The organism is Sphingomicrobium nitratireducens (genome assembly GCF_026157035.1).
Taxonomy (GTDB): domain Bacteria; phylum Pseudomonadota; class Alphaproteobacteria; order Sphingomonadales; family Sphingomonadaceae; genus Sphingomicrobium; species Sphingomicrobium nitratireducens.
On sequence record NZ_JANJZA010000001.1, the window covers coordinates 827,705 to 847,567 of the forward strand.

Genomic DNA, 19,863 nt, shown 5'->3' on the forward strand with positions numbered 1-19,863 from the left:
AGGGCACCAGCCGCGCGGGACGGTGATTCGTTTCCGACCCGCGCGGCCTGCCTTTTAGAGGGGCATGACCGGACCAATTCCGGCTTGTGTTCCAAAGGTTTGGAGTAAGGCTGCGTTCAGGCCTCTTGGGGTAGGACGCGGCTTCTCTTTTGAGTTTAATACGGTTGGCCCCCGCCATCGGGGTAGGGGCTCGGCTCTTTCGCATCGGTAAGTGGACATGGAAACGCAGAACATCCGGATTCGTCTCAAGGCTTTCGACCATCGCGTGCTCGATCAGGCTACTGGCGATATTGCAGACACCGCTCGTCGTACGGGCGCGCTCATCCGGGGCCCCATTCCGCTGCCGACGCGTATCGAGAAGTTCACCGTGAACCGCTCGCCGCACATCGACAAGAAGTCGCGCGAGCAGTTCGAGGTGCGCACCTACAAGCGCCTTCTCGACATCGTCCAGCCCACGCCGCAGACGGTCGACGCGCTGATGAAGCTCGATCTCGCCGCGGGTGTGGACGTGGAGATCAAACTGGCCTAAAGGGCCGGCACCGCAGCGAGAATCGCTGCATCCTTCACCCTGACTGTAGGGTGTCGCACCGGGGTTGCCCGGCAAGTTCAAGGGATACCGCACGGCACCTCGCAAGGGATGTCGTGGTCTGCGTCCCCCGCATCCTGCACTCCAGCAGGAATGGCCCAAGCGGGGGCACGCATCGTTTCACGGGCCGGCACGCCCCAATCCGTTCGCGGGGAGGGGCCTCTGTGTAGGAGTGTGGATCATGCGCACTGGCGTGATCGCTAAGAAAATGGGAATGACCCGCCTGTTCCAGGCGGATGGCCGGCACGTGCCGGTGACCGTCCTTCAGATGGACGGTGTCCAGGTCGTCGGGCGTCGCGAGATGGATCGCGACGGCTATACGGCCGTGCAGCTCGGTGCCGGCAAGGCGAAGGCGAAGAACGTTGCCAAGCCGCAGCGCGGCGCGTTCGCCAAGGCCGAAGTCGAGCCGAAGCAGAAGGTGGTCGAGTTCCGCGTTGACGAGGATGCGCTCCTCGACATCGGCGTCGAGCTTTCGGCCGAGCACTTCGTCGAGGGCCAGATGGTCGATATCCAGGGCGTGACCCAGGGTAAGGGCTTCGCCGGCGCGATGAAGCGCTGGGGCTTCGGCGGCATGCGCGCCACGCACGGCGTGTCGATCAGCCACCGCGCACACGGTTCGACCGGTAACCGCCAGGATCCGGGCCGCGTCTTCAAGAACAAGAAGATGGCCGGCCACATGGGCGCGCGCAACCGCACCCAGCAGAACCTCGAGATCGTCCGCACCGATGCCGAGCGCGGCCTCCTCTTCGTCAAGGGCTCGGTCCCTGGCTCGAAGGGTGGCTGGCTGATGGTCACCGACGCGGTCAAGCTCCCCAAGAACGAGAATGCGCCCTTCCCGGCCGGCCTCAAGTCGGACGCCAAGGCGCAGAACAATGCAGCTGCCGAGGCCCCGGCCGACAACGCGCCGGCGGCCGACGAAAGCAAGGAAGGCTAAGCGATGAAGGTCAAGGTTCAGACCCTCGACGCGAAGGCGGGTGGCGACATCCAGCTCGACGATACCGTGTTCGGTGTCGAGCCGCGTGAAGACATCCTCCACCGCGTGGTCACCTGGCAGCTCACCAACCGCCGGGCGCCCGCCCGCGCGACCCGTGAGCGCAGCGACGTTGCCCGCACCGGCAAGAAGTGGGGCCGTCAGAAGGGCGGCGGTACCGCCCGTCACGGCGACCGCGCCGCGCCGATCTTCATCGGTGGTGGTAAGGCCCACGGCGCCCGCGCCCGCGTCTTCACCTCGAGCCTCAACAAGAAGGTTCGCGCCCTCGGCCTGAAGATGGCCCTCTCGGCCAAGGCCAAGGACGGCAAGCTCATCGTCGTGGACAATCTCGACATGGGCAAGGAAGCCAAGACCAAGGCGCTCGCGGCGAAGCTCGACAAGCTCGGCTTCGGCAAGACCGCGCTGGTGGTCGACGGCGACGCCGTCAACGTCGGCTTCGCGCACGCTTCGGCCAACCTGCCGAGCGTCAACCTGATGCCGGCGGCTGGTGCCAACGTCTATGACATCCTCCGCCACGAGACGCTGGTCCTGACCCGCGCCGCGGTCGAGAAGCTGGAGGCCCGGTTCAATGGCTAAGAAGCAGGCAAAAGCGGTCGAGAACCGCCACTACGACGTCATCCTGGCGCCGCACATCACCGAGAAGTCGACCATGGCGTCGGAGCATAATGCGGTGGTGTTCCGGGTCGCCGGCGATGCGTCGAAGCCCCAGATCAAGGAAGCGGTCGAGGCGCTGTTCGGCGTCGAGGTGACCAAGGTCAACACGATCGTGACCAAGGGCAAGACCAAGCGCTGGAAGGGCCAGCCCTACAAGCGCACCGACGTCAAGAAAGCCGTCGTGACGCTGGCCGAAGGCCAGTCGATCGACATCACGAGCGGGATCTAACCGATGGCACTCAAAGCATATAAGCCGACGAGCCCGGCCCGCCGTGGCCTGATCCTCGTCGACCGGTCGCAGCTCTACAAGGGCAAGCCGGTCAAGGCGCTCACCGAAGGCAAGACCAAGACCGGCGGCCGCAACAACAAGGGTCACGTGACCTCGCGCGGCATCGGTGGCGGTCACAAGCAGAAGTATCGCCTGATCGACTTCAAGCGGCGCACCTGGGACATGGAAGCGACCGTCGAGCGGATCGAGTACGACCCCAACCGGTCGGCCTACATCGCGCTGGTGACCTACACCGACGGCAAGCAGGCCTACATCATCGCGCCGCAGCGTCTTGCGCCCGGCGACAAGGTGATCGCGGGCAAGAAGGTCGACGTGAAGCCCGGCAACGCGATGGAGATCGGCTCGATGCCGGTCGGCACCATCGTCCACAATGTCGAGCTGAAGCCCGGCAAGGGCGGTCAGATCGCGCGCGCTGCCGGCACCTACGTGCAGGTCGTGGGCCGCGACAAGGGCATGGTCATCGTCCGTCTGAACTCGGGCGAGACCCGCTATGTCCGCTCGGACTGCATGGCGACCGTCGGTGCGGTGTCGAACCCCGACAACAGCAACACGACGCTGGCCAAGGCCGGTCGTACCCGCTGGTCGGGCAAGCGCCCGCTGACCCGCGGCGTCGCCAAGAACCCGGTCGACCACCCGCACGGCGGTGGTGAAGGCCGGACCTCGGGCGGCCGTCACCCGGTCACCCCGTGGGGCAAGCCGACCAAGGGTGCGCGCACCCGCAAGAACAAGGCGACGGATAAGTTCATCATCCGCTCGCGTCACGCGAAGAAGAAGGGCTAAACGACCATGGCTCGTTCCGTCTGGAAAGGTCCCTTTGTCGAACTGTCGCTCCTGAAGAAGGCGGAAGCCGCTCAGGAACAGTCGAATGCCAAGCCGATCAAGACCTGGTCGCGTCGTTCGACGATCCTGCCGCAGTTCGTGGGGCTCACGTTCAACGTCTACAACGGCAAGAAATTCGTGCCCGTCGCCGTCTCGGAAGAGATGGTCGGCATGAAGCTTGGTGAATTCGCGCCGACGCGCTTCTTCCCGGGCCACGCCGCCGACAAGAAGGGTAAGCGCTAATGTCGAAGCCCAAGTCCCCTCGCAAGGTCGGCGACAAGGAAGCGCTGGCCGTGGCCACCATGGTTCGTGGTAGCCCGCGCAAGCTGAACCTGGTTGCCGGTCTCATTCGCGGCCGCAAGGTCGAGGACGCCCTCAACATCCTCAAGTTCTCGCCCAAGGCGATGAGCGAGGATGTCTACAAGGTGCTCGCGTCGGCTGTCGCGAATGCCGAGAACAACCACAACCTCGATGTCGACGCCCTCGTCGTCTCGGAGGCGTCGGTCGGCAAGTCGATCACGATGAAGCGTTTCGCGACCCGTGCGCGTGGCCGCTCGACCCGGATCGAGAAGCCGTTTTCGCGCATCCGCGTCGTGGTTCGTGAGCAGGAAGAAGCGTAATGGGTCAGAAAAGCTCCCCCGTCGGCCTGCGTCTGCAGATCAACCGTACCTGGGACTCGCGTTGGTTCGCTGAAGGCCAGGACTATGGCAAGCAGCTGCTCGAGGATCTCAAGATCCGCCGGTTCGTCATGAAGACGCTGCCGCAGGCGGCGATCTCGAAGGTCGTCATCGAGCGTCCGGCCAAGCTGTGCCGCATCTCGATCTACGCGGCCCGCCCCGGTGTCATCATCGGCAAGAAGGGCGCGGACATCGAGAAGCTCAAGAAGCAGCTCGCCAAGATGACCGACAGCGAGGTCAGCCTCAACATCGTCGAGATCCGTAAGCCGGAAATCGATGCCCGTCTCGTCGCCCAGGGCGTCGCCGACCAGCTCGAGCGCCGCGTGGCCTTCCGCCGCGCCATGAAGCGCGCGGTCCAGTCGGCCCTGCGTCTGGGTGCGGAAGGCATTCGTATCACCTGCTCGGGTCGTCTGGGCGGTGCCGAGATCGCGCGTACCGAGTGGTATCGCGAGGGTCGCGTGCCGCTGCACACGCTGCGCGGCAATGTCGATTACGCCGAAGCCGAAGCCCACACCGCCTATGGCGTGTGCGGCGTCAAGTGCTGGGTCTTCAAGGGTGAAATCCTTGGTCACGACCCGATGGCGCAGGACCGTCTCATGATGGAAGCGCAGACTTCGGGCGTTCGCCCGGCGCGCGACAACCGTCGTTAAGGAATAGAAGATGCTGCAACCGAAGCGCACCAAATTCCGCAAGGCCTTCAAGGGCCGTATCCACGGCAACGCCAAGGGCGGCACCGAGCTGAACTTCGGCGCCTACGGCCTCAAGGCCATGGAGCCGGAGCGGATCACCGCACGCCAGATCGAGGCGGCTCGCCGCGCGATCACGCGCCACATGCGCCGTCAGGGCCGCCTGTGGATCCGGATCTTCCCGGATGTGCCCGTGTCGAAAAAGCCGGCCGAAGTCCGCATGGGCTCGGGCAAGGGTAGCCCCGAATTCTGGGTCGCCCGCGTCAAGCCCGGTCGTATCCTGTTCGAGCTGGACGGCGTGCCCGGCCCGCTCGCCAAGGCCGCCTTCGAGCGCGCCGCCGAGAAGCTGCCGATCAAGACCAAGGTCGTCGCCCGTCTCGGCGAGAGCTTTCAGTAGGGAGTCGATGAGATGAAGATCGCTGATCTCAAAACCAAGTCGGACGACCAGCTGGCCGAAGACCTGTCGGCGCTGAAGAAGGAGCAGTTCAACCTGCGCTTCCAGGCCGCCACCAACCAGCTCGAGAAGCCGTCGCGGGTCCGCGAGGTGCGTCGCACCATCGCGCAGATCAAGACGCTGCAGACCGAGCGCGCCCGCGCCGCGGCGAAGGCGTAAGGAGAGTATAAGATGCCCAAACGCATCCTCACCGGGACCGTGGTGTCCGACAAGGGTGACAAGACCGTGGTGGTGCTTGTCGAGCGGCGCGTGAAGCACCCGCTCTACGGCAAGATCATCAAGGTCTCGAAGAAGTATCACGCCCACGACGAGAAGAACGAAATCTCGCTGGGCGAGACGGTGCGCATCGAAGAGTGCAAGCCGATTTCGAAAACCAAGAGCTGGACGGTTCTCGACCGTGTCAGTGCGGCTCCGGCCGGCGCTGACGCCGAGGCCTAAGGCTGCGTCAAGGTAGAAGGGACATCCCATGATCCAGATGCAGTCGACCCTCGACGTGGCGGACAACAGCGGCGCCAAGCGCGTCCAGTGCATCAAGGTGCTGGGCGGCTCGAAGCGCCGTACCGCCAGCGTCGGCGACATCATCGTCGTTTCCGTCAAGGAAGCCGCACCGCGCGGCAAGGTGAAGAAGGGTGACGTGCATCGCGCGGTCATCGTTCGCACCGCCAAGGACATTCGCCGCCCCGACGGGTCGGTGATCCGGTTCGACGGCAACGCCGCGGTGCTCGTCAACAAGAACGAAGAGCCGATCGGCACCCGTATCTTCGGGCCGGTGGTTCGCGAACTGCGTGCGAAGAATCACATGAAGATCATCTCGCTCGCGCCGGAGGTGCTGTAATGGCGCAGAAGATCAAGAAGGGTGACAAGGTCGTCGTCCTGTCCGGCAAGGACAAGGGCAAGACCGGCGAAGTCACCAAGGTTCTGACCAAGGACGGCAAGGTCGTCGTGTCGGGCGTGAACGTGATCACCCGCCACAAGAAGCCGACCCAGATGGATCCGCAGGGCGGTCTCGAGCGTCGCGAAGCGCCGCTCTACGCCTCCAAGGTCGCGATCGCCGATCCCAAGGACGGCAAGCCGACCCGCGTCCGTTTCGAGACGGCCAAGGACGGCAACAAGGTGCGCGTCGCGTCGCGCTCCGGGGAGAAGATCGATGGCTAAGGATTACACTCCGCGCCTGAAGCAGGACTATAACGAGCGCATCGTGAAGGCGATGACCGAGAAGTTCGGTTATGCCAACAAGCACGAAGTGCCCAAGATCGAGAAGATCGTTCTGAACATGGGCGTCGGCGAGGCGACCCAGGACAAGAAGAAGGTCCAGAACGCCGCCGAGGAAATGGAAAAGATCGCCGGCCAGAAGCCGGTCATCACCAAGGCGAAGAAGTCGATCGCGCAGTTCAAGCTGCGTGAAGGCATGCCGATCGGTGCGAAGGTGACCCTTCGTCGCGACCGCATGTTCGAGTTCCTCGACCGCCTGGTGACGATCGCGCTGCCGCGCGTTCGCGACTTCCGCGGCCTCAACCCCAAGTCGTTCGACGGTCGTGGCAACTATGCCATGGGCCTCAAGGAACAGATCGTCTTCCCCGAGATCAACTACGACGACGTCGATACGGTCCGGGGCATGGACATCATCGTGACCACCACCGCGAAGACGGATGAAGAAGCGCGCGAACTGCTGCGCCTGTTCAACTTCCCGTTCCCCGCGGAAAAGAAGGAAGCTGAGGCTGCCTAAGGCAGTCTCGGCCCTGAAAGGAAAGAGAACTTAAGTCATGGCGAAACTGAGTTCCGTGAACAAGAACGAGAAGCGCAAGAAGCTCGTCGAACAGACGGCTCCCAAGCTTGCCAAGCTGAAGGCGATCGCGAACGACAAGTCGCTCGACGATACCGAGCGTCTGATCGCTCGCCTGAAGATGGCGGAGCTGCCGCGCAACGGCAATCCGACCCGCGTGCGCAACCGGTGCGAACTGACCGGTCGCAGCCGCGGCTACTATCGCAAATTCCGTCTCTCGCGGATCATGCTTCGGGAACTGGCCAACAAGGGCCTGATCCCCGGCGTGACCAAGTCGAGCTGGTAAGGGGTAACAAGGATGGCGATGACCGATCCCCTGGGTGATATGCTCACCCGCATCCGCAACGGCCAGCAGGCGCGCAAGGATAGCATCCTGTCGCCGGCCTCGAAGCTGCGCGCGCGCGTCCTCGACGTGCTCCAGCGCGAAGGCTTCATCCGCGGCTATTCGGAAGAAGAGCTGGCGGGCCAGGCAGGCCTGCGGATCGAACTGAAGTATTTCGAAGGCCAGCCGGCGATCCAGCACCTGGCGCGCGTGTCCAAGCCGGGCCGTCGCGTCTACTCGGGCTCCAAGGAGCTCCCGCGGATCCGCAACGGCCTCGGCATCACGATCGTCTCGACGCCCAAGGGCGTTCTGAGCGACGCCGAGGCGCGCGAGCAGAACGTCGGCGGCGAAGTGCTGGCGGAGGTGTTCTAATGTCCCGTATCGGCAAAAAACCCGTCGTGCTGCCTCAGGGCGTGGAAGCCAAGGTCGAGGGCCAGAACCTCTCGATCAAGGGTCCCAAGGGCACGCTGGCGATGACCATGATGGACGACCTCGTGAAGTTCGACGTGTCGAACGACGAGATCGCCGTCACCCCGATCACCACGGCGCAGCGCAACCGCCAGGTGTGGGGCATGCAGCGCACGCTGGTGCAGAACCTCGTCACCGGGGTCACCGAGGGCTACACCAAGGTCCTCGAGATCAATGGTGTCGGTTACCGCGCCAAGGTGCAGGGCAAGACGCTCAACATGCAGCTCGGCTACAGCCACGACGTCGACATCGACATCCCCGAGGGGCTGGACGTGAAGACTCCCGACGCCACCACCATCGAGGTGAGCGGCATCGACAAGCAGAAGGTCGGCCATTTCGCGGCAGAAATTCGCAAGTGGCGCAAGCCGGAGCCCTACAAGGGCAAGGGCATCAAGTATCGCGGGGAATATATTTTCCGCAAGGAAGGCAAGAAGAAGTAAGATGGCAAAACTGTCCCTCTTCGATCGCCGCCGCCGTCGTGTCCGCACGACGCTCAAGGCGCGCTCCGCCGGTCGTCCGCGTCTGTCGGTCCACCGTTCGGGTAAGCACATCTATGCCCAGGTCATCGACGATGCGCTCGGCAAGACCATCGCTGCTGCCTCGACCCTCGACAAGGACGTCAAGGTCAAGTCGGGTGCCAACGTCGACGCCGCTGCGGCGGTCGGCAAGGCCGTCGCCGCCAAGGCCAAGAAGGCCGGCGTCGACAAGGTCGTGTTCGATCGCGGCGGTTTCCTGTTCCATGGCCGCGTCAAGGCGCTGGCCGATGCCGCCCGCGAAGAAGGGCTGGAGTTCTGATCATGGCTGACGAAAAGCAGACCGAAGAAGTGACCGAGACCCCGGTCGTCGCCGAGACCCCCGAGGTGGCCCAGGCCCAGGCCGACGCCAATCTCGAGAATGCCGGCGAAAAGGCCGAAGCGCAGATGAAGCGCGGCGGTCGTGGCGGTGGTCGCGGCCCCGGCGGTCGCGACAATCGCGGTGGCCGTGACGGCGGTCGCGGTCGTGGTCGCGGTCGCGACAATCGCCGCGAGGAAGAAGGCGAAGAGCTGATCGAGAAGCTGGTGCACATCAACCGCGTCTCGAAGACCGTCAAGGGCGGTAAGCGCTTCGGTTTCGCCGCGCTGGTCGTCGTCGGTGACGGCAAGGGCCGCGTCGGCTTCGGCCACGGCAAGGCTCGCGAAGTGCCGGAAGCGATCAACAAGGCGACCGCGTCGGCCAAGAAGGCCATGATCCGCGTGCCCTTGAAGGATGGCCGCACCCTGCACCACGACGGAAACGGCCGTTTCGGTGCCGGCAAGGTCACCGTTCGCACCGCGCCTGCGGGTACCGGCATCATCGCCGGTGGTCCGATGCGCGCCGTGTTCGAGAGCCTCGGCGTTCATGACGTCGTGACCAAGTCGGTCGGCACCTCGAACCCGTTCAACATGATCCGCGCCACCTTCGAGGCGCTCAAGGATCAGACCAGCCCGCGTTCGGTGGCCCAGCGCCGTGGCAAGAAGGTCGCCGACCTTCTCGGCCGTGGCGGCATGGACAAGGCCGAAGCGGAAGCCGCCGCGGACGCGGTGACGGAGTAATTCCATGGCGAAGAACGACACCAAGAAGATCAAGATCACGCAGACCGGTTCGCCGATCCGTCGTGACAAGACGCAGCGCGCGACGCTCGTCGGCCTGGGGCTCAACAAGATGCACCGGACCGTCGAGGTCACCGCGACCCCCGAGGTGCTGGGCCAGGTCCGCAAGGTCGCCCACCTCGTCAGCGTCGAAGAGGCGTAAGCCCCAAGATCACCAAATGCGGCTCCGTCCCAGGACGGGGCCGCATCCTTCCAAGCGCGAAACCAGCGAAAGCGAGTGCTAAGACATGACCATCAAGATCAACGACCTCCAGGACAATGACGGCGCCCGCAAGGGCCGCATGCGCGTCGGACGCGGCATCGGCTCGGGCAAGGGCAAGACCGGCGGTCGCGGCCAGAAGGGCCAGAAGAGCCGTTCGGGCGTCGCCATCAAGGGCTTCGAGGGCGGCCAGATGCCGCTCCACATGCGCCTGCCGAAGCGCGGCTTCAACAACGTCTTCGCCAAGGACTATGCCGTGGTGAACCTCGGTTCGGTCCAGAAGGCGATCGACGACAAGAAGCTCGACGCCAAGAAGGACATCGACCACGCCGCGCTGAAGGCGGCCGGCCTCGCCCGTGGCGGCAAGGACGGCGTGCGCCTGCTCGGCAAGGGCGAGATCTCGGCCAAGGCCAAGTTCGTCGTCGCGGGTGCCTCGAAGGGTGCCATCGAAGCGGTCGAGAAGGCCGGCGGCAGCGTCGACGTCATCAAAGTCGTGCCGGCAGCCGAGAAGGCCGCCGCCAAGAAGGGTAGCGCCAAGGCCAAAAAGGCCGACGCCTAATTCTTGCCGCCCGAGGGGTTCGCAAACTCCAACGGCTCACTATATCGGGCGGCGGGGGGCTCTAGCAGCCATCCGCCGCCCGTTTGCTTTCGACAAGGTCACCACGCATGGCATCCGCCGCCGAACAACTCGCTTCCAACATCAGCTTCGACAGTTTCCGCAAGGCCACCGAGCTCAAGAAGCGGCTCTGGTTCACCCTGGGTGCGCTGGTGCTGTTCCGCTTCCTCAGTTTCGTGCCGATCCCGGGCATCGATCCGCGCGCCATGGCGTCGCTGTTCAACACCCAGCGCGGCGGCGTGCTCGACTTCTTCAACACCTTCTCGGGCGGAAGCCTCGAGCGCATGAGCATCATCGCGCTCGGCATCATGCCCTACATCACGGCCTCGATCGTCATCCAGCTGGGCGCCGCGCTCCACGAACCGTGGAAGCAGCTCAAGAAGGAAGGCGAAGTCGGGCGCAAGAAACTGAACCAGTACACGCGCTTCCTGACGGTCGTGCTGACCACGGTGCAGGGTTATTTCATCGCCACCGGCCTCGAGACGCTGGGCGCCAACCAGGGAATCGCTGCGGTCGTCGAACCCGGCATGCTGTTCCGCGCGGCGGCCACGGTCAGCCTCGTCGGCGGCACGCTGTTCCTGATGTGGTTGGGCGAGCAGATCACCAGCCGCGGTATCGGCAACGGCATCTCGCTGATCATCATGGCCGGCATCGTCGCCACGCTGCCGCGTACCCTCGCGCAGCTGTTCGAGGGCGGGCGCACCGGCACGATGGATCCGCTGCTCATCATGACGATCGTCGTCGTCGTGATCGGCCTCATCCTGTTCATCTGCTTCGTCGAGCGCGCCCAGCGCCGGGTGCTGGTCCAGTATCCCAAGCGCCAGACCGCGCGCGGCCTGATGCAGCAGGAACGCAGCCACTTGCCGATCAAGATCAACACTGCGGGCGTGATCCCGCCGATCTTCGCCAGCTCGCTGCTGCTGATGCCGCTCACGGTACTGCAGATGGCGGGCGGCAATGCCGACCCCAATGCGGCGTCGAGCGAGCTGCTGATCACCATCTCGACCTACCTGCAGCACGGCAGCCCGCTCTACCTGTTCCTCTACGGCGCGGGCATCGCCTTCTTCTGCTTCTTCTACACTGCGGTGCAGTTCAACTCGGAAGAGACGGCGGACAATCTCAAGCGCGCGGGCGGCTTCGTCCCGGGCATCCGTCCGGGCAAGGCTACCGAGCAGTATTTCGACTATGTCCTCAACCGCATCACCGTGGTCGGCGCCTCCTACCTGGTGCTGCTCTGCCTGATCCCCGAGATCATGCTGAGCCAGGCGGGCGTGCCCTTCTACCTTGGCGGGACGAGCCTCCTTATCGTCGTCAACGTAACGATGGATTTCGTGTCCCAGGTGCAGAGCCACTTGATCGCGCACCAATATGGCGATTTGATCAAGAAGGCGAAGCTCAAGGGCCGTCGGCGCTAACCGTGCGGGTCGCGTAAGGGGGATACGAGAAGATGGACATCATCCTGTTGGGACCGCCGGGCGCGGGCAAGGGTACGCAGGCCAAGCGCCTGGTGGCCGAGCGCGACCTGGTCCAGCTGTCGACCGGCGACATGCTGCGCGCGGCGATCGCCGCAGGCACCCCGGTGGGCCTCAAGGCCAAGGCGGTGATGGAACGCGGCGAGCTGGTCTCGGACGCGATCGTCTCGGCGCTGATCGGCGAACACCTCGACAAGTCCAACGGCAAGGGCGCGATCTTCGATGGCTATCCGCGCACCGGCCACCAGGCCGAAGCGCTCGAGCTGCTGCTCGCCGACCGCGGCCGCAAGCTCGACCACGTCATCGAACTCAAGGTCGACGAGGACGCGCTGGTCGAACGGATCTGCGGGCGCTTCACGTGCGCGCAGTGCGGCGCGCTCTACCACGACACCGCCCACCCGCCGCAGGTGGAAGGCGTGTGCGACGAATGCGGGTCGACCGAATTCAAGCGCCGCCCCGATGACAACGAGGAAACCGTGCGCAAGCGGATGGCCGAATATCGCGCCAAGACCGCGCCGATCCTGCCCGTCTACGAAAGCCAGGGGCTGGTGCGCGAAGTCGACGGCATGGGGACGGTCGACGAGGTCGCCGCGGCGATCGACGCGATCCTCGACGCCTAGGCGCACTTGCCCGACCCGGTGGACTTCGCCGCCGATTCGCGTTAGTTGAACGGTCACTCAAGTGGGAGACCGTCGATGCGCCTTGGCCTGTTCCTCGCCCCGTTTCTGATCGCCAGTCCGGCAGCGGCGAAAGTCGTCAGCGCATCGCCCAACGCGTTCCATGTCCGCCACCAGGCGACTCTCGTCGTCCCGGCGGAGGAGGCCTATGCGCTGCTCGGCCAGCCGTCACAGTGGTGGAATGGCGAGCATAGCTATTCGCTCGATGCGGCCAATTTCTACATGACGCTGAAACCCGGCGGCTGTTTCTGCGAGACGATGCCCGATGGCGGGTTCGTCGAGCATATGCGCGTGATCGGGGTCGAGCCGGGCAAGTCGATCCTGTTGTCGGGGCCGCTCGGACCGCTGCGCACCGTGCCGGCGAGCGGGATCATGAGCTGGTCGCTCGAACCGGCTGCCGGCGGCTCCAAGCTCGTCTTCGATTTCAAGGTGACGGGATTTCCAGCAGGAGACGGTGCGACCTGGGCGGGCGCGGTCGACGGGGTGATCGGCGAGCAGGTCAAGCGGTTCCGCTCGCGCGTCGTCTCCAAGGGCCGCCGCGACGTTCCCTAGGGCTGCACCCGGTCGAGCGTGATGAAGCGGTAGGCGGGGTTATGGCCTTCCGCCGGACGATCCTCGCACGCGACTTCATCCCAATTCTCGCTGGTGCGCAGGTCGGGCATGAACGTGTCGCCCTCGACCTCCGCGATCACCTCGGTGAGCTCGATGCGGTCGGCGATGGGTTCGAACATCTCGAAAATCTGTGCGCCGCCGATCACGAAGACTGGATCGGCCCCGGCGATGTCGAGCGCCGCGTCGATCGAATGCACCACTTCCGCTCCGGGCGCGTCCCAGTCGGCCGAGCGCGTCATCACGATATGGCGGCGTCCGGGCAGCAGGCCGGGCAGGCTCTCGAACGTCTTGCGGCCCATGATCATCGCCCCGCCCATCGTGATCGCCTTGAACCGCTTGAGGTCGCCCGGCAGGTGCCAGGGCAGGTCGTTGTCCTTGCCGATCGCACCGTTCAGCGCGCGCGCGAGGATGATGGTGATGGGCTGCCTGCGGGACATGGCGCTTCCAATGAACCTTTCGAGCCGCGGCGACAAGGGTTAGGAGGGCGTCCATGACGAGCGCTGCCGACCGCCTTGCACACGAGCTGCTGGGCCGCCTTGGAGACAAGGTGGTGACGAGCGACCGCGCCGCGCTCGCGCCGTGGCTGACCGACTGGCGGGGTCGCTGGACGGGCGAGGCGGCGGCGCTTGTGCAGCCCGGCTCCACCGAGGAAGTCTCGACGATCGTCGCGGCGGCGAACGAGGCGGGCGTGCCGCTCGTGCCGCAAGGGGGGAACACCTCGATGGTGGGCGGGGCAACCCCGCCCGAGGAAGGCGGGGTGCTGCTCCTATCATTGCGGCGCATGAACCGCATACGGTCGCTCGACGAGCATGCGCGCGTCGCCGTTTGCGAGAGCGGGGTGGTGCTCGAGACGCTGCACGAGGCGGCGACGGCGCGGGGCCTGCGCTTCCCGCTGACGCTGGGCTCGAAGGGGTCGGCGACGATCGGCGGGCTGGTGTCGACCAATGCCGGCGGGACGCAGGTGCTTCGCTTCGGGACGATGCGCGGGCTTGTGGCGGGGCTGGAGGCGGTGCTGCCCGACGGGAGCGTCCATGACGGGCTGTCGGGGCTCAAGAAGGACAATCGCGGCTTCTCGCTCGACCAGCTGCTGATCGGGGCGGAAGGGACGCTGGGTGTGGTGACCGCCGCGCGTCTCAAGCTGGCGGTGCAGCCTGCCGACCATGCGACTGCCCTGTGCGGCCTTGAGGATCCCGCCGCGGCGCTGGCGCTGCTCCAGCGGCTCGAAGGGGAAACCGACCAGGTCGAGGGATTCGAACTGATCCCGCACGACAGTCTCGAGGCGGGGCTTCGTCACCTTTCGATGAAGGCGCCGCTGGCGCGCGCACACGGCCATTATGTGTTGATCGAGGCGACCGGAAACGGCGACGAACCGTCGGCGACGCTGCTCGAACGGTTGCTCGGCGAGGCACTTGCCGACGGGCTGATCGCCGATGCGACCGTGGCGGCAACCGAAGCGAAGTCGGCGGCGCTGTGGCGGCTGCGCGACGGGCTGTCGGACGCGGAAAAGCAGGTCTACGGGCTGGCCACCCAGCACGATATCTCGGTGCCTGTCGAGGCGATGCCGGCCTTCCTCGAAGAGGTCGAGGACAAGGTCGAGGCGCGCTGGCCGGGGGTCGACGTGTCGGGCTACGGGCACCTGGGCGACGGCAACATCCACCTTCACGTGCGCGCGATGACGCGCGGCAGCGATGACTGGCGCGAAGGCGAGGGGGTGGAAATCGAGCGATTCGTCCACGACCTCGTCGTCGCGCACGGCGGATCGATCAGCGCCGAACACGGCATCGGGCAGATGAAGCGCGACGAATTGGCGCGGCTGGGCGAGCCCGCGCGGCTTCACGCGATGCGGGCCATCAAGGCCGCGCTCGACCCCAACGGGATCATGAACCCGGGCAAGCTCGTTCCCTGAGCCGGGGGAACCGGCCAGCGCAGTTGGTCATTGAGTGGCCATGGTGCGTCCCAATCCCGAACTGATTCGAGCGGCGGCCGGCGCGTGATCGAGACGACGCCCTGGCACGAGGAGGTGCGCGACGGCGATGTCGAATGCGCTGCCGGCGAGGTCGAGATCCGCGACCTCGCCCGCGGCTTCGCGGGCGCGCTGTTCGTCTCGTTGCCGCTGCTCTTCACGATGGAAATGTGGGAAATCGCGCGCACCATTCCCGATGCCTTGCTGATCGGGTTCCTAGGCATCTCGTTCCTGATCAATGCACCGGCGGGCGCGACAAGCGTCGACTATCGGGTGTTGGCGTACGAGGCGCCTTAGAGTCCGGCAGGATTGTCGCTTCACTCCGCCGTCTCCGCGGCCTTGCGCCGCTCCGAAACGAACGAGCGTCTTCCCTTGGGGACACGCCACCCCTCAAGGGCTCGGCCGAGCCCTTGAGGGGTGGTGCGCCCGGCAGGATTCGAACCTGCGACCACGAGCTTAGAAGGCACGTGCTCTATCCAGCTGAGCTACGGGCGCCCAAGGGAAAGAGGGATGCTACTCGATTTTCGCGCCTAAGCGACCGTTTCGAGCAACCCCTCGAACAATCTTCGCCCGTCGGTGCCGCCATGGGCAGGTTCGAGCGCGCGTTCGGGGTGGGGCATCATGCCGAGCACGTTGCCCTGGCCGTTGAGGATGCCCGCGATCGACCGCGCCGAGCCGTTGACGTCGTCGAGATAGCGGAACGCGACGCGGCCTTCGCCCTCGAGCCGGTCGAGTGTCTCGCCGTCGGCCTGGTAGTTGCCGTCGTGATGCGCGACCGGGATCGAGATCTCCTCGCCGGTCGAATAGGCCTGGGTGAAGAGCGACTGGCTCGTCTCGACCCGGAGGCGGGCGTTGCGGCAGGTGAAGTGGAGATGGGCGTTGCGCATCAGCGCTCCGGGCAGGAGCCCCGTTTCGGTGAGCACCTGAAAGCCGTTGCAGATCCCGATCACCGGCACTCCGCGGCCGGCCGCCTCGGCGACCGCGCGCATGATGGGCGATCGCGCCGCCATCGCGCCCGAGCGCAGATAGTCGCCATAGGAGAAGCCGCCCGGAATGCCGATCAGGTCGGTGCCCGCGGGAAGCTCGCTCTCGGCGTGCCAGACCATCGCCGGCTTCGAACCGAGCACCGTCTCGAACCCGACCGCAAGGTCGCGGTCGCAGTTGGAGCCGGGAAAGACGATGACCGCGCTTTTCATCAGTCGACCGTCTCGATCGAGTAGTTCTCGATGACCGTGTTGGCGAGCAGCTGGCGGCACATCCTGTCGACCTCGTCCTCGCTCGTGCCGTCGGCGAGGTCGAGCTCGATCACCTTGCCCGCGCGCACGTCCTCGACACCGCCGAAGCCGAGGCCGCCCAGCGCATGGTGGATCGCCTTGCCCTGGGGGTCGAGAACCCCGTTCTTGAGCATGATCGTCACGCGCGCTTTCATCGGCCCTCGCCCTCCTTGAAGTGGTTGACGCCCCTATGGCGGGGAAGCGCCCACGGGGCAAGCTTTACGACTTGGTAACCAATTGCTGCGAGCCTTGCCCGTCAAAGCGTCTCTGTAACCTGTTCGCCGGGGAGGGCGAAGCACATGATCGTCGGTCTTGCAGCCATGATTTTCATCGCCCTGTTCGGGTGGGGTTCGGCCTATTTCGGATGGAGCGATCCGCACGGCAAGGTGCAACTCGCGCTGGCCGCGTCGTTCGTGCTCGGCATCGTCGCGGGCTACAAGACTCGGGGCTGACGAGGCGCTCGCGCGCTGCTAATCGCAGGCGGATGAGCGGCTTTTCTCCTTACGCCAACCTGCTGAAGCTCGAACCGCGCATCGACGAGGATGGCGTGTTCCGCATCGTCATGCCCTATCACGAGGCGGTGATGGGACGGCCGGGCTTCCTTCACGGCGGCGCGATCGCGGGGCTGCTCGAGCTGACCGCATTCGAGACCTTGAAGCGCGCGCTGGGCGACGAGAACGTCGCCATGAAGCCGGTCACCGTGACGACCGATTTCATGCGCGGCGGCGCCCATCGCGACACGATCTGCGAAGCCTATATCGAGCGGCTGGGACGGCGCATGGCCAACGTCGAGGCATTCGCGTGGCAAAAGGAGCGCCAAGCACCGATCGCGGCGGCGCAGATCAACTTCCTCCTCGAACGTCCGCATCCCCACGTTAGCGCTTGATCTAGGTCGTCTTCGGGCGCAGCTTCCCCGCATACCGGGGGAGAGCTCGCATGATGAAGAAGCTCCTGTCGCTGCATCTGGCCGTGAAGGTGCTCGTAGCGCTCGCTTTGGGCACGTTGGTCGGGCTGGTGCTGCCTTCGCCCGGGAGCAATGCGACGATCGACTGGGTGGTCGCCCTGGCTGCCGTGGCCGGTCAGATGTGGATCAACGCGCTGCAGATGACGATCCTGCCGCTGGTGTTCGCCTTGCTCTCGACGACCTTCATCCGTTCGCAGGGGCTGGCGACGGGCGGCAGGGTCACGCGGCGCTCCTTCGCCCTCATCATTGCCCTGTACCTGCTGTCGGTCGTCGTCGGGCTCGTCATGGTGCCGATGATGTTCGCGATTTCGCCGGTGACGCCCGAAATCGGCGAGGCGCTGCGCCACATGGTCGGCAACAAGGTGGCGACCGAGCCGCTCCCCTGGGCCGACGCGTTCCTGTCGCTGATCCCGACCAACATCGTCTCCGCCATGGCCGGCGCGACGCTCCTGCCCGTCCTCATATTCGCCTTGCTCTTCGGGGCCGCGATCGCGCGGCTGGACGACGGGGAGCCGCGCCGCGTGGTGGTCGCGGCGTTGACCGGCATTGCAGACGCGGTGTTCGTCATCGTCGACTGGGTGCTGCGTTTGTCCCCGCTCGGCGTCGCCTTCTTGATCATGCCGACCATCCAGCAGAACGGGCTCGGTATCTTCGCGGGGTTCGCGCAATATATCCTGATGTCGATCGCGGTGGCGTTGGTGCTGCTGGCAATTACCTACGTGCTGGTTGCAGTCCGCGGAAGCGTGCCGCTCGGACGCTTCGCGCACCATATCCTGTCCGTCCAGGCGGTCGCGCTGGGGACGCAGAGTTCGACCGGCTGCATGCCGCTCACCATCAAGGCGTGCAAGGCGATGGGCGTGCGCGACGAAGCGACCGATGTCTCGGTGCCGCTCGCGGCTGTCCTGTTCCGCATCGTCTCGCCCGCAAGCGCGGTGCTGGCCGCCTATTATGGGGCGCAGGTCTACGGCATCGAGGTCGGGTTCGGACTGCTCGTCGCCGCAGGCCTGCTCGGCATGGTGCTCGAGATGGGGCTGGTCGGCATCCCGGGCGCGGCGACCTTCATCGCCTATTATGCGCCGATCGCCGCCTTGGTCGGCTTCCCGCTCGAATTCATGCTGGTGTTCATCGTCGTCAACGTGCTCCCCGACATCGTCTTCACCGGGCTGCACGTCACCAGCCATGCCTCGGTCGCAACGATGATCGATCGCGCGGTGGTGCAGGGCGCCTTCGAGAAGGCGCCCGCGATCGACTAGTCGAGCTGCTTCTCGATCAGCGCGAGGAAGGCCTCGGTCGTCCAGTCCAGCCCGTCATGGCGGATCGCGGGGTAATAGGCCTCGCCGCTCCCGCGCGGGCGGTTGTGCCAGAACTTGATCGGGATGACGATCTGACCCCGCCCGGAGGGAAGCGCCTCGGTGCGCACTTCCATGTAGGTCGTGTCGGAGGCCGACGGCGCACCGACCAGCGTCACGTTCTCGAACCGCGTGAACGTGTCGAGCGCATCGAGGCAGGCGCTGGCGCAACGGCCCGGGACGATCACGAAGACCGGGGTGGCGAAGTCGCTTGCAGGCGATGTGCCGCGCATCTGCTCCTCTTCCTCCGGGTCGCTTGCAGGCACGACGTAAAAGTCCTCGCCCTTGTCGCGCGCGGCGGTCATCGGGGCGTACAGATCGTTTATGAAGGCAAGGATCTCGGGGCGGTCCGCGTAGGTTTCGCGCGCTTCTTCCAGGTACCGTATATTACCCTCGCTGGCGCGGTGCCAGACGCTGACCTTGGCGAAATAATCGTGAATGCGTCGTGCGACCGCATCCTCGCCCCACAAGGAGGCGGCAACGCGGTGCGACCAGGTCGACGAACCGCCGTCATTGCCGCGCAGGTCGATGACGACCGCGCGCCCTGCCACGATCGCGCCATGCTTGGTCGAGAGGTCTGCGTAAAGCGCGTCGTAGCGCGCGGCGTCTTCATCGTCCGGATTAAAGGTCGGCAGGGCGATCCAGTGGATGCCGGGTGCGGGCTCGGTCAGGCCGACGTCGAGTTCGTCGCCGTCGCTAGCCAGATGGAAACGGTCGAACAGGTCGGCCGGCGCTTCGCTCCAGTCGAGCGCGACGGTCTTCGCTTCTCCGCCGGGCGTGACGATGCTGCAGCGTTCGGCGATCGGGTCGATATTGTCGAACTGCGCGAACAGGCGCGGGGTGATCGACCACCAGTGTCCCGGAGCCGTGGAGCGCATGCCGAGGGCCGGGCCATGCGTCCGGATCCACTGCTTGATCGGCGTGCCGTCGCAGGCGGTCAGGCGCGAACCGCGCTGGAAGGCGCTGCCCGGGGCCACGTCGAAAATACGCGCCTCGTTGCCGCGCCACGCGACGACGAAGCCCGGCCACAAGAGCGACTTTTCCCCGCCTTCGGCCGTACCGGACGACAACGCGCGAACCTTGGCGTGACCGTCGGCAAGAATGGTCGAGAAGGCGGCGAGCGCCTCGTCATAGGCGCCCGGGCCTTCCGCCTCGTTTGCAACCGCGAGGGCGGCACTGCGCGCGGCGTCGAGCTGGTCGCGAAATCCGGGATTGGTCGGGTCGAGCCAGCCGGGATGGTTGTCGACGAAGGTCCGGTAGGCTGCCTCGACATCGCCCGTCGTGATCGCCTTCCAATCGACGGGGTCGGCGGCCAGCGCGGGCGTGGAGAGAAATGCGGTGGCGGCGAGCAGCAGGGTACGCAGCATGGCCCGGGTCCTT

At 65.6% G+C, this 19,863-nt stretch carries 33 protein-coding genes and 1 tRNA gene; 29 read left to right on the plus strand and 5 right to left on the minus strand.

The genetic code is table 11. The annotated features are described in order from the left end of the window. The first annotated feature begins 217 nt into the window (after positions 1-217). The 24 genes from rpsJ (at position 218) to NNY25_RS04255 (ending at position 12,873) form a co-directional block, all read left to right on the plus strand. A complete protein-coding gene (gene rpsJ, locus NNY25_RS04140; protein ID WP_044450118.1) occupies positions 218-529 on the plus strand; it encodes a 30S ribosomal protein S10 in 312 nt (103 codons plus the stop codon). A gap of 238 nt (positions 530-767) precedes the next feature. Beyond that, entirely contained in the window at positions 768-1,520 is a 753-nt protein-coding gene (gene rplC, locus NNY25_RS04145) for a 50S ribosomal protein L3 (protein WP_265570086.1), read from the plus strand. Between the two features lie 3 nt (positions 1,521-1,523). Then, positions 1,524-2,153 (plus strand): 50S ribosomal protein L4, encoded by a 630-nt coding sequence (rplD, locus tag NNY25_RS04150; protein WP_265570087.1) that lies wholly within the window; start codon positions 1,524-1,526, stop codon positions 2,151-2,153. Then, the gene (locus tag NNY25_RS04155) at positions 2,146-2,460 is read left to right on the plus strand and encodes a 50S ribosomal protein L23 (RefSeq protein ID WP_265570088.1); all 315 of its coding nucleotides are present in this window, start codon (positions 2,146-2,148) and stop codon (positions 2,458-2,460) included. The genes rplD and NNY25_RS04155 overlap by 8 nt, the downstream gene beginning before the upstream one ends. 3 nt (positions 2,461-2,463) lie before the next feature. Beyond that, entirely contained in the window at positions 2,464-3,300 is an 837-nt protein-coding gene (gene rplB, locus NNY25_RS04160; protein WP_265570089.1) for a 50S ribosomal protein L2, read from the plus strand. A 6-nt stretch (positions 3,301-3,306) separates the two neighbouring features. Continuing rightward, complete coding sequence (gene rpsS / locus NNY25_RS04165) at positions 3,307-3,582, plus strand: 30S ribosomal protein S19 (protein ID WP_252113583.1); 276 nt, start codon at positions 3,307-3,309, stop codon at positions 3,580-3,582. Next, entirely contained in the window at positions 3,582-3,959 is a 378-nt protein-coding gene (rplV, locus tag NNY25_RS04170) for a 50S ribosomal protein L22 (protein WP_265570090.1), read from the plus strand. The genes rpsS and rplV overlap by 1 nt, the downstream gene beginning before the upstream one ends. Further along, positions 3,959-4,666, plus strand: a complete 708-nt coding sequence (rpsC, locus tag NNY25_RS04175) for a 30S ribosomal protein S3 (RefSeq protein ID WP_265570091.1) — start codon at positions 3,959-3,961, stop codon at positions 4,664-4,666. The genes rplV and rpsC overlap by 1 nt, the downstream gene beginning before the upstream one ends. 10 nt (positions 4,667-4,676) lie before the next feature. Next, a complete protein-coding gene (rplP, locus tag NNY25_RS04180) occupies positions 4,677-5,099 on the plus strand; it encodes a 50S ribosomal protein L16 (protein WP_265570092.1) in 423 nt (140 codons plus the stop codon). A gap of 12 nt (positions 5,100-5,111) precedes the next feature. Continuing rightward, on the plus strand, positions 5,112-5,315 hold the full coding sequence (gene rpmC, locus NNY25_RS04185) for a 50S ribosomal protein L29 (protein WP_265570093.1): 204 nt from the start codon (positions 5,112-5,114) through the stop codon (positions 5,313-5,315). Between the two features lie 12 nt (positions 5,316-5,327). Next, the gene (gene rpsQ, locus NNY25_RS04190; protein WP_265570094.1) at positions 5,328-5,594 is read left to right on the plus strand and encodes a 30S ribosomal protein S17; all 267 of its coding nucleotides are present in this window, start codon (positions 5,328-5,330) and stop codon (positions 5,592-5,594) included. A 28-nt stretch (positions 5,595-5,622) separates the two neighbouring features. Beyond that, positions 5,623-5,991: a 50S ribosomal protein L14 gene (rplN, locus tag NNY25_RS04195; protein WP_265570095.1), complete on the plus strand. Its 369-nt coding sequence runs from the start codon at positions 5,623-5,625 to the stop codon at positions 5,989-5,991. Further along, positions 5,991-6,311 carry a 50S ribosomal protein L24 gene (gene rplX, locus NNY25_RS04200; RefSeq protein WP_265570096.1) on the plus strand — a complete coding sequence of 107 codons (321 nt, stop codon included), beginning with the start codon at positions 5,991-5,993 and terminating at the stop codon, positions 6,309-6,311. The genes rplN and rplX overlap by 1 nt, the downstream gene beginning before the upstream one ends. Continuing rightward, positions 6,304-6,882 carry a 50S ribosomal protein L5 gene (gene rplE, locus NNY25_RS04205; protein ID WP_265570097.1) on the plus strand — a complete coding sequence of 193 codons (579 nt, stop codon included), beginning with the start codon at positions 6,304-6,306 and terminating at the stop codon, positions 6,880-6,882. Before rplX ends, rplE begins: the two co-directional genes overlap by 8 nt. Positions 6,883-6,919: 37 nt before the next feature. After that, positions 6,920-7,225: a 30S ribosomal protein S14 gene (rpsN, locus tag NNY25_RS04210; RefSeq protein ID WP_265570098.1), complete on the plus strand. Its 306-nt coding sequence runs from the start codon at positions 6,920-6,922 to the stop codon at positions 7,223-7,225. A 12-nt stretch (positions 7,226-7,237) separates the two neighbouring features. Beyond that, positions 7,238-7,633 (plus strand): 30S ribosomal protein S8, encoded by a 396-nt coding sequence (gene rpsH, locus NNY25_RS04215; protein WP_265570099.1) that lies wholly within the window; start codon positions 7,238-7,240, stop codon positions 7,631-7,633. Beyond that, entirely contained in the window at positions 7,633-8,169 is a 537-nt protein-coding gene (rplF, locus tag NNY25_RS04220; protein ID WP_265570100.1) for a 50S ribosomal protein L6, read from the plus strand. Before rpsH ends, rplF begins: the two co-directional genes overlap by 1 nt. A 1-nt stretch (position 8,170) precedes the next feature. Next, positions 8,171-8,524: a 50S ribosomal protein L18 gene (gene rplR / locus NNY25_RS04225; RefSeq protein ID WP_265570101.1), complete on the plus strand. Its 354-nt coding sequence runs from the start codon at positions 8,171-8,173 to the stop codon at positions 8,522-8,524. Positions 8,525-8,526: 2 nt separating this feature from the next. After that, complete coding sequence (gene rpsE / locus NNY25_RS04230) at positions 8,527-9,300, plus strand: 30S ribosomal protein S5 (protein WP_265570102.1); 774 nt, start codon at positions 8,527-8,529, stop codon at positions 9,298-9,300. Between the two features lie 4 nt (positions 9,301-9,304). Beyond that, positions 9,305-9,499, plus strand: coding sequence for a 50S ribosomal protein L30 (gene rpmD, locus NNY25_RS04235; protein WP_265570103.1), 195 nt, complete (start codon positions 9,305-9,307; stop codon positions 9,497-9,499). Positions 9,500-9,584: 85 nt separating this feature from the next. Continuing rightward, positions 9,585-10,115 (plus strand): 50S ribosomal protein L15, encoded by a 531-nt coding sequence (rplO, locus tag NNY25_RS04240; protein WP_276591648.1) that lies wholly within the window; start codon positions 9,585-9,587, stop codon positions 10,113-10,115. Positions 10,116-10,222: 107 nt separating this feature from the next. Next, the gene (gene secY / locus NNY25_RS04245) at positions 10,223-11,587 is read left to right on the plus strand and encodes a preprotein translocase subunit SecY (protein WP_265570104.1); all 1,365 of its coding nucleotides are present in this window, start codon (positions 10,223-10,225) and stop codon (positions 11,585-11,587) included. Positions 11,588-11,619: 32 nt separating this feature from the next. Further along, a complete protein-coding gene (locus NNY25_RS04250; protein ID WP_265570105.1) occupies positions 11,620-12,264 on the plus strand; it encodes an adenylate kinase in 645 nt (214 codons plus the stop codon). 75 nt (positions 12,265-12,339) lie between these two features. After that, the gene (locus tag NNY25_RS04255) at positions 12,340-12,873 is read left to right on the plus strand and encodes an SRPBCC family protein (RefSeq protein ID WP_265570106.1); all 534 of its coding nucleotides are present in this window, start codon (positions 12,340-12,342) and stop codon (positions 12,871-12,873) included. On the opposite strand, the gene NNY25_RS04260 is transcribed toward NNY25_RS04255, so the two are convergent. Continuing rightward, a complete protein-coding gene (locus NNY25_RS04260; RefSeq protein ID WP_265570107.1) occupies positions 12,870-13,370 on the minus strand; it encodes a dihydrofolate reductase in 501 nt (166 codons plus the stop codon). The genes NNY25_RS04255 and NNY25_RS04260 overlap by 4 nt on opposite strands. A 53-nt stretch (positions 13,371-13,423) precedes the next feature. Here NNY25_RS04260 and NNY25_RS04265 point away from each other — a divergent pair, with 53 nt between their 5' ends. Together NNY25_RS04265 and NNY25_RS04270 are read left to right on the plus strand one after the other, a co-directional pair. Then, positions 13,424-14,839, plus strand: a complete 1,416-nt coding sequence (locus NNY25_RS04265; RefSeq protein ID WP_265570108.1) for an FAD-binding oxidoreductase — start codon at positions 13,424-13,426, stop codon at positions 14,837-14,839. Between the two features lie 84 nt (positions 14,840-14,923). After that, positions 14,924-15,193, plus strand: a complete 270-nt coding sequence (locus NNY25_RS04270; protein ID WP_265570109.1) for a DUF2391 family protein — start codon at positions 14,924-14,926, stop codon at positions 15,191-15,193. Positions 15,194-15,314: 121 nt separating this feature from the next. Here NNY25_RS04270 and NNY25_RS04275 read toward each other — a convergent pair. The 3 genes from NNY25_RS04275 to purS form a co-directional block, all read right to left on the minus strand. After that, positions 15,315-15,391 (minus strand) — tRNA-Arg (locus NNY25_RS04275). A 35-nt stretch (positions 15,392-15,426) separates the two neighbouring features. After that, positions 15,427-16,092: a phosphoribosylformylglycinamidine synthase subunit PurQ gene (gene purQ / locus NNY25_RS04280; RefSeq protein ID WP_265570110.1), complete on the minus strand. Its 666-nt coding sequence runs from the start codon at positions 16,090-16,092 to the stop codon at positions 15,427-15,429. After that, positions 16,092-16,325 carry a phosphoribosylformylglycinamidine synthase subunit PurS gene (purS, locus tag NNY25_RS04285; RefSeq protein ID WP_265570111.1) on the minus strand — a complete coding sequence of 78 codons (234 nt, stop codon included), beginning with the start codon at positions 16,323-16,325 and terminating at the stop codon, positions 16,092-16,094. The genes purQ and purS overlap by 1 nt, the downstream gene beginning before the upstream one ends. A 144-nt stretch (positions 16,326-16,469) precedes the next feature. On the opposite strand from purS, the gene NNY25_RS04290 reads away from it, so the two are divergent. The 3 genes from NNY25_RS04290 to NNY25_RS04300 are packed head-to-tail and all read left to right on the plus strand — an operon-like array spanning position 16,470 to position 18,387. After that, complete coding sequence (locus NNY25_RS04290; RefSeq protein WP_265571540.1) at positions 16,470-16,622, plus strand: hypothetical protein; 153 nt, start codon at positions 16,470-16,472, stop codon at positions 16,620-16,622. A gap of 32 nt (positions 16,623-16,654) precedes the next feature. Further along, positions 16,655-17,056: a PaaI family thioesterase gene (locus NNY25_RS04295; protein ID WP_265570112.1), complete on the plus strand. Its 402-nt coding sequence runs from the start codon at positions 16,655-16,657 to the stop codon at positions 17,054-17,056. A 50-nt stretch (positions 17,057-17,106) separates the two neighbouring features. Then, entirely contained in the window at positions 17,107-18,387 is a 1,281-nt protein-coding gene (locus tag NNY25_RS04300) for a dicarboxylate/amino acid:cation symporter (protein ID WP_265570113.1), read from the plus strand. Here NNY25_RS04300 and NNY25_RS04305 read toward each other — a convergent pair. Beyond that, positions 18,384-19,850 carry a S41 family peptidase gene (locus NNY25_RS04305; protein WP_265570114.1) on the minus strand — a complete coding sequence of 489 codons (1,467 nt, stop codon included), beginning with the start codon at positions 19,848-19,850 and terminating at the stop codon, positions 18,384-18,386. The two genes, NNY25_RS04300 and NNY25_RS04305, sit on opposite strands and share 4 nt — an antisense overlap. Between the last annotated feature and the right edge of the window lie 13 nt (positions 19,851-19,863).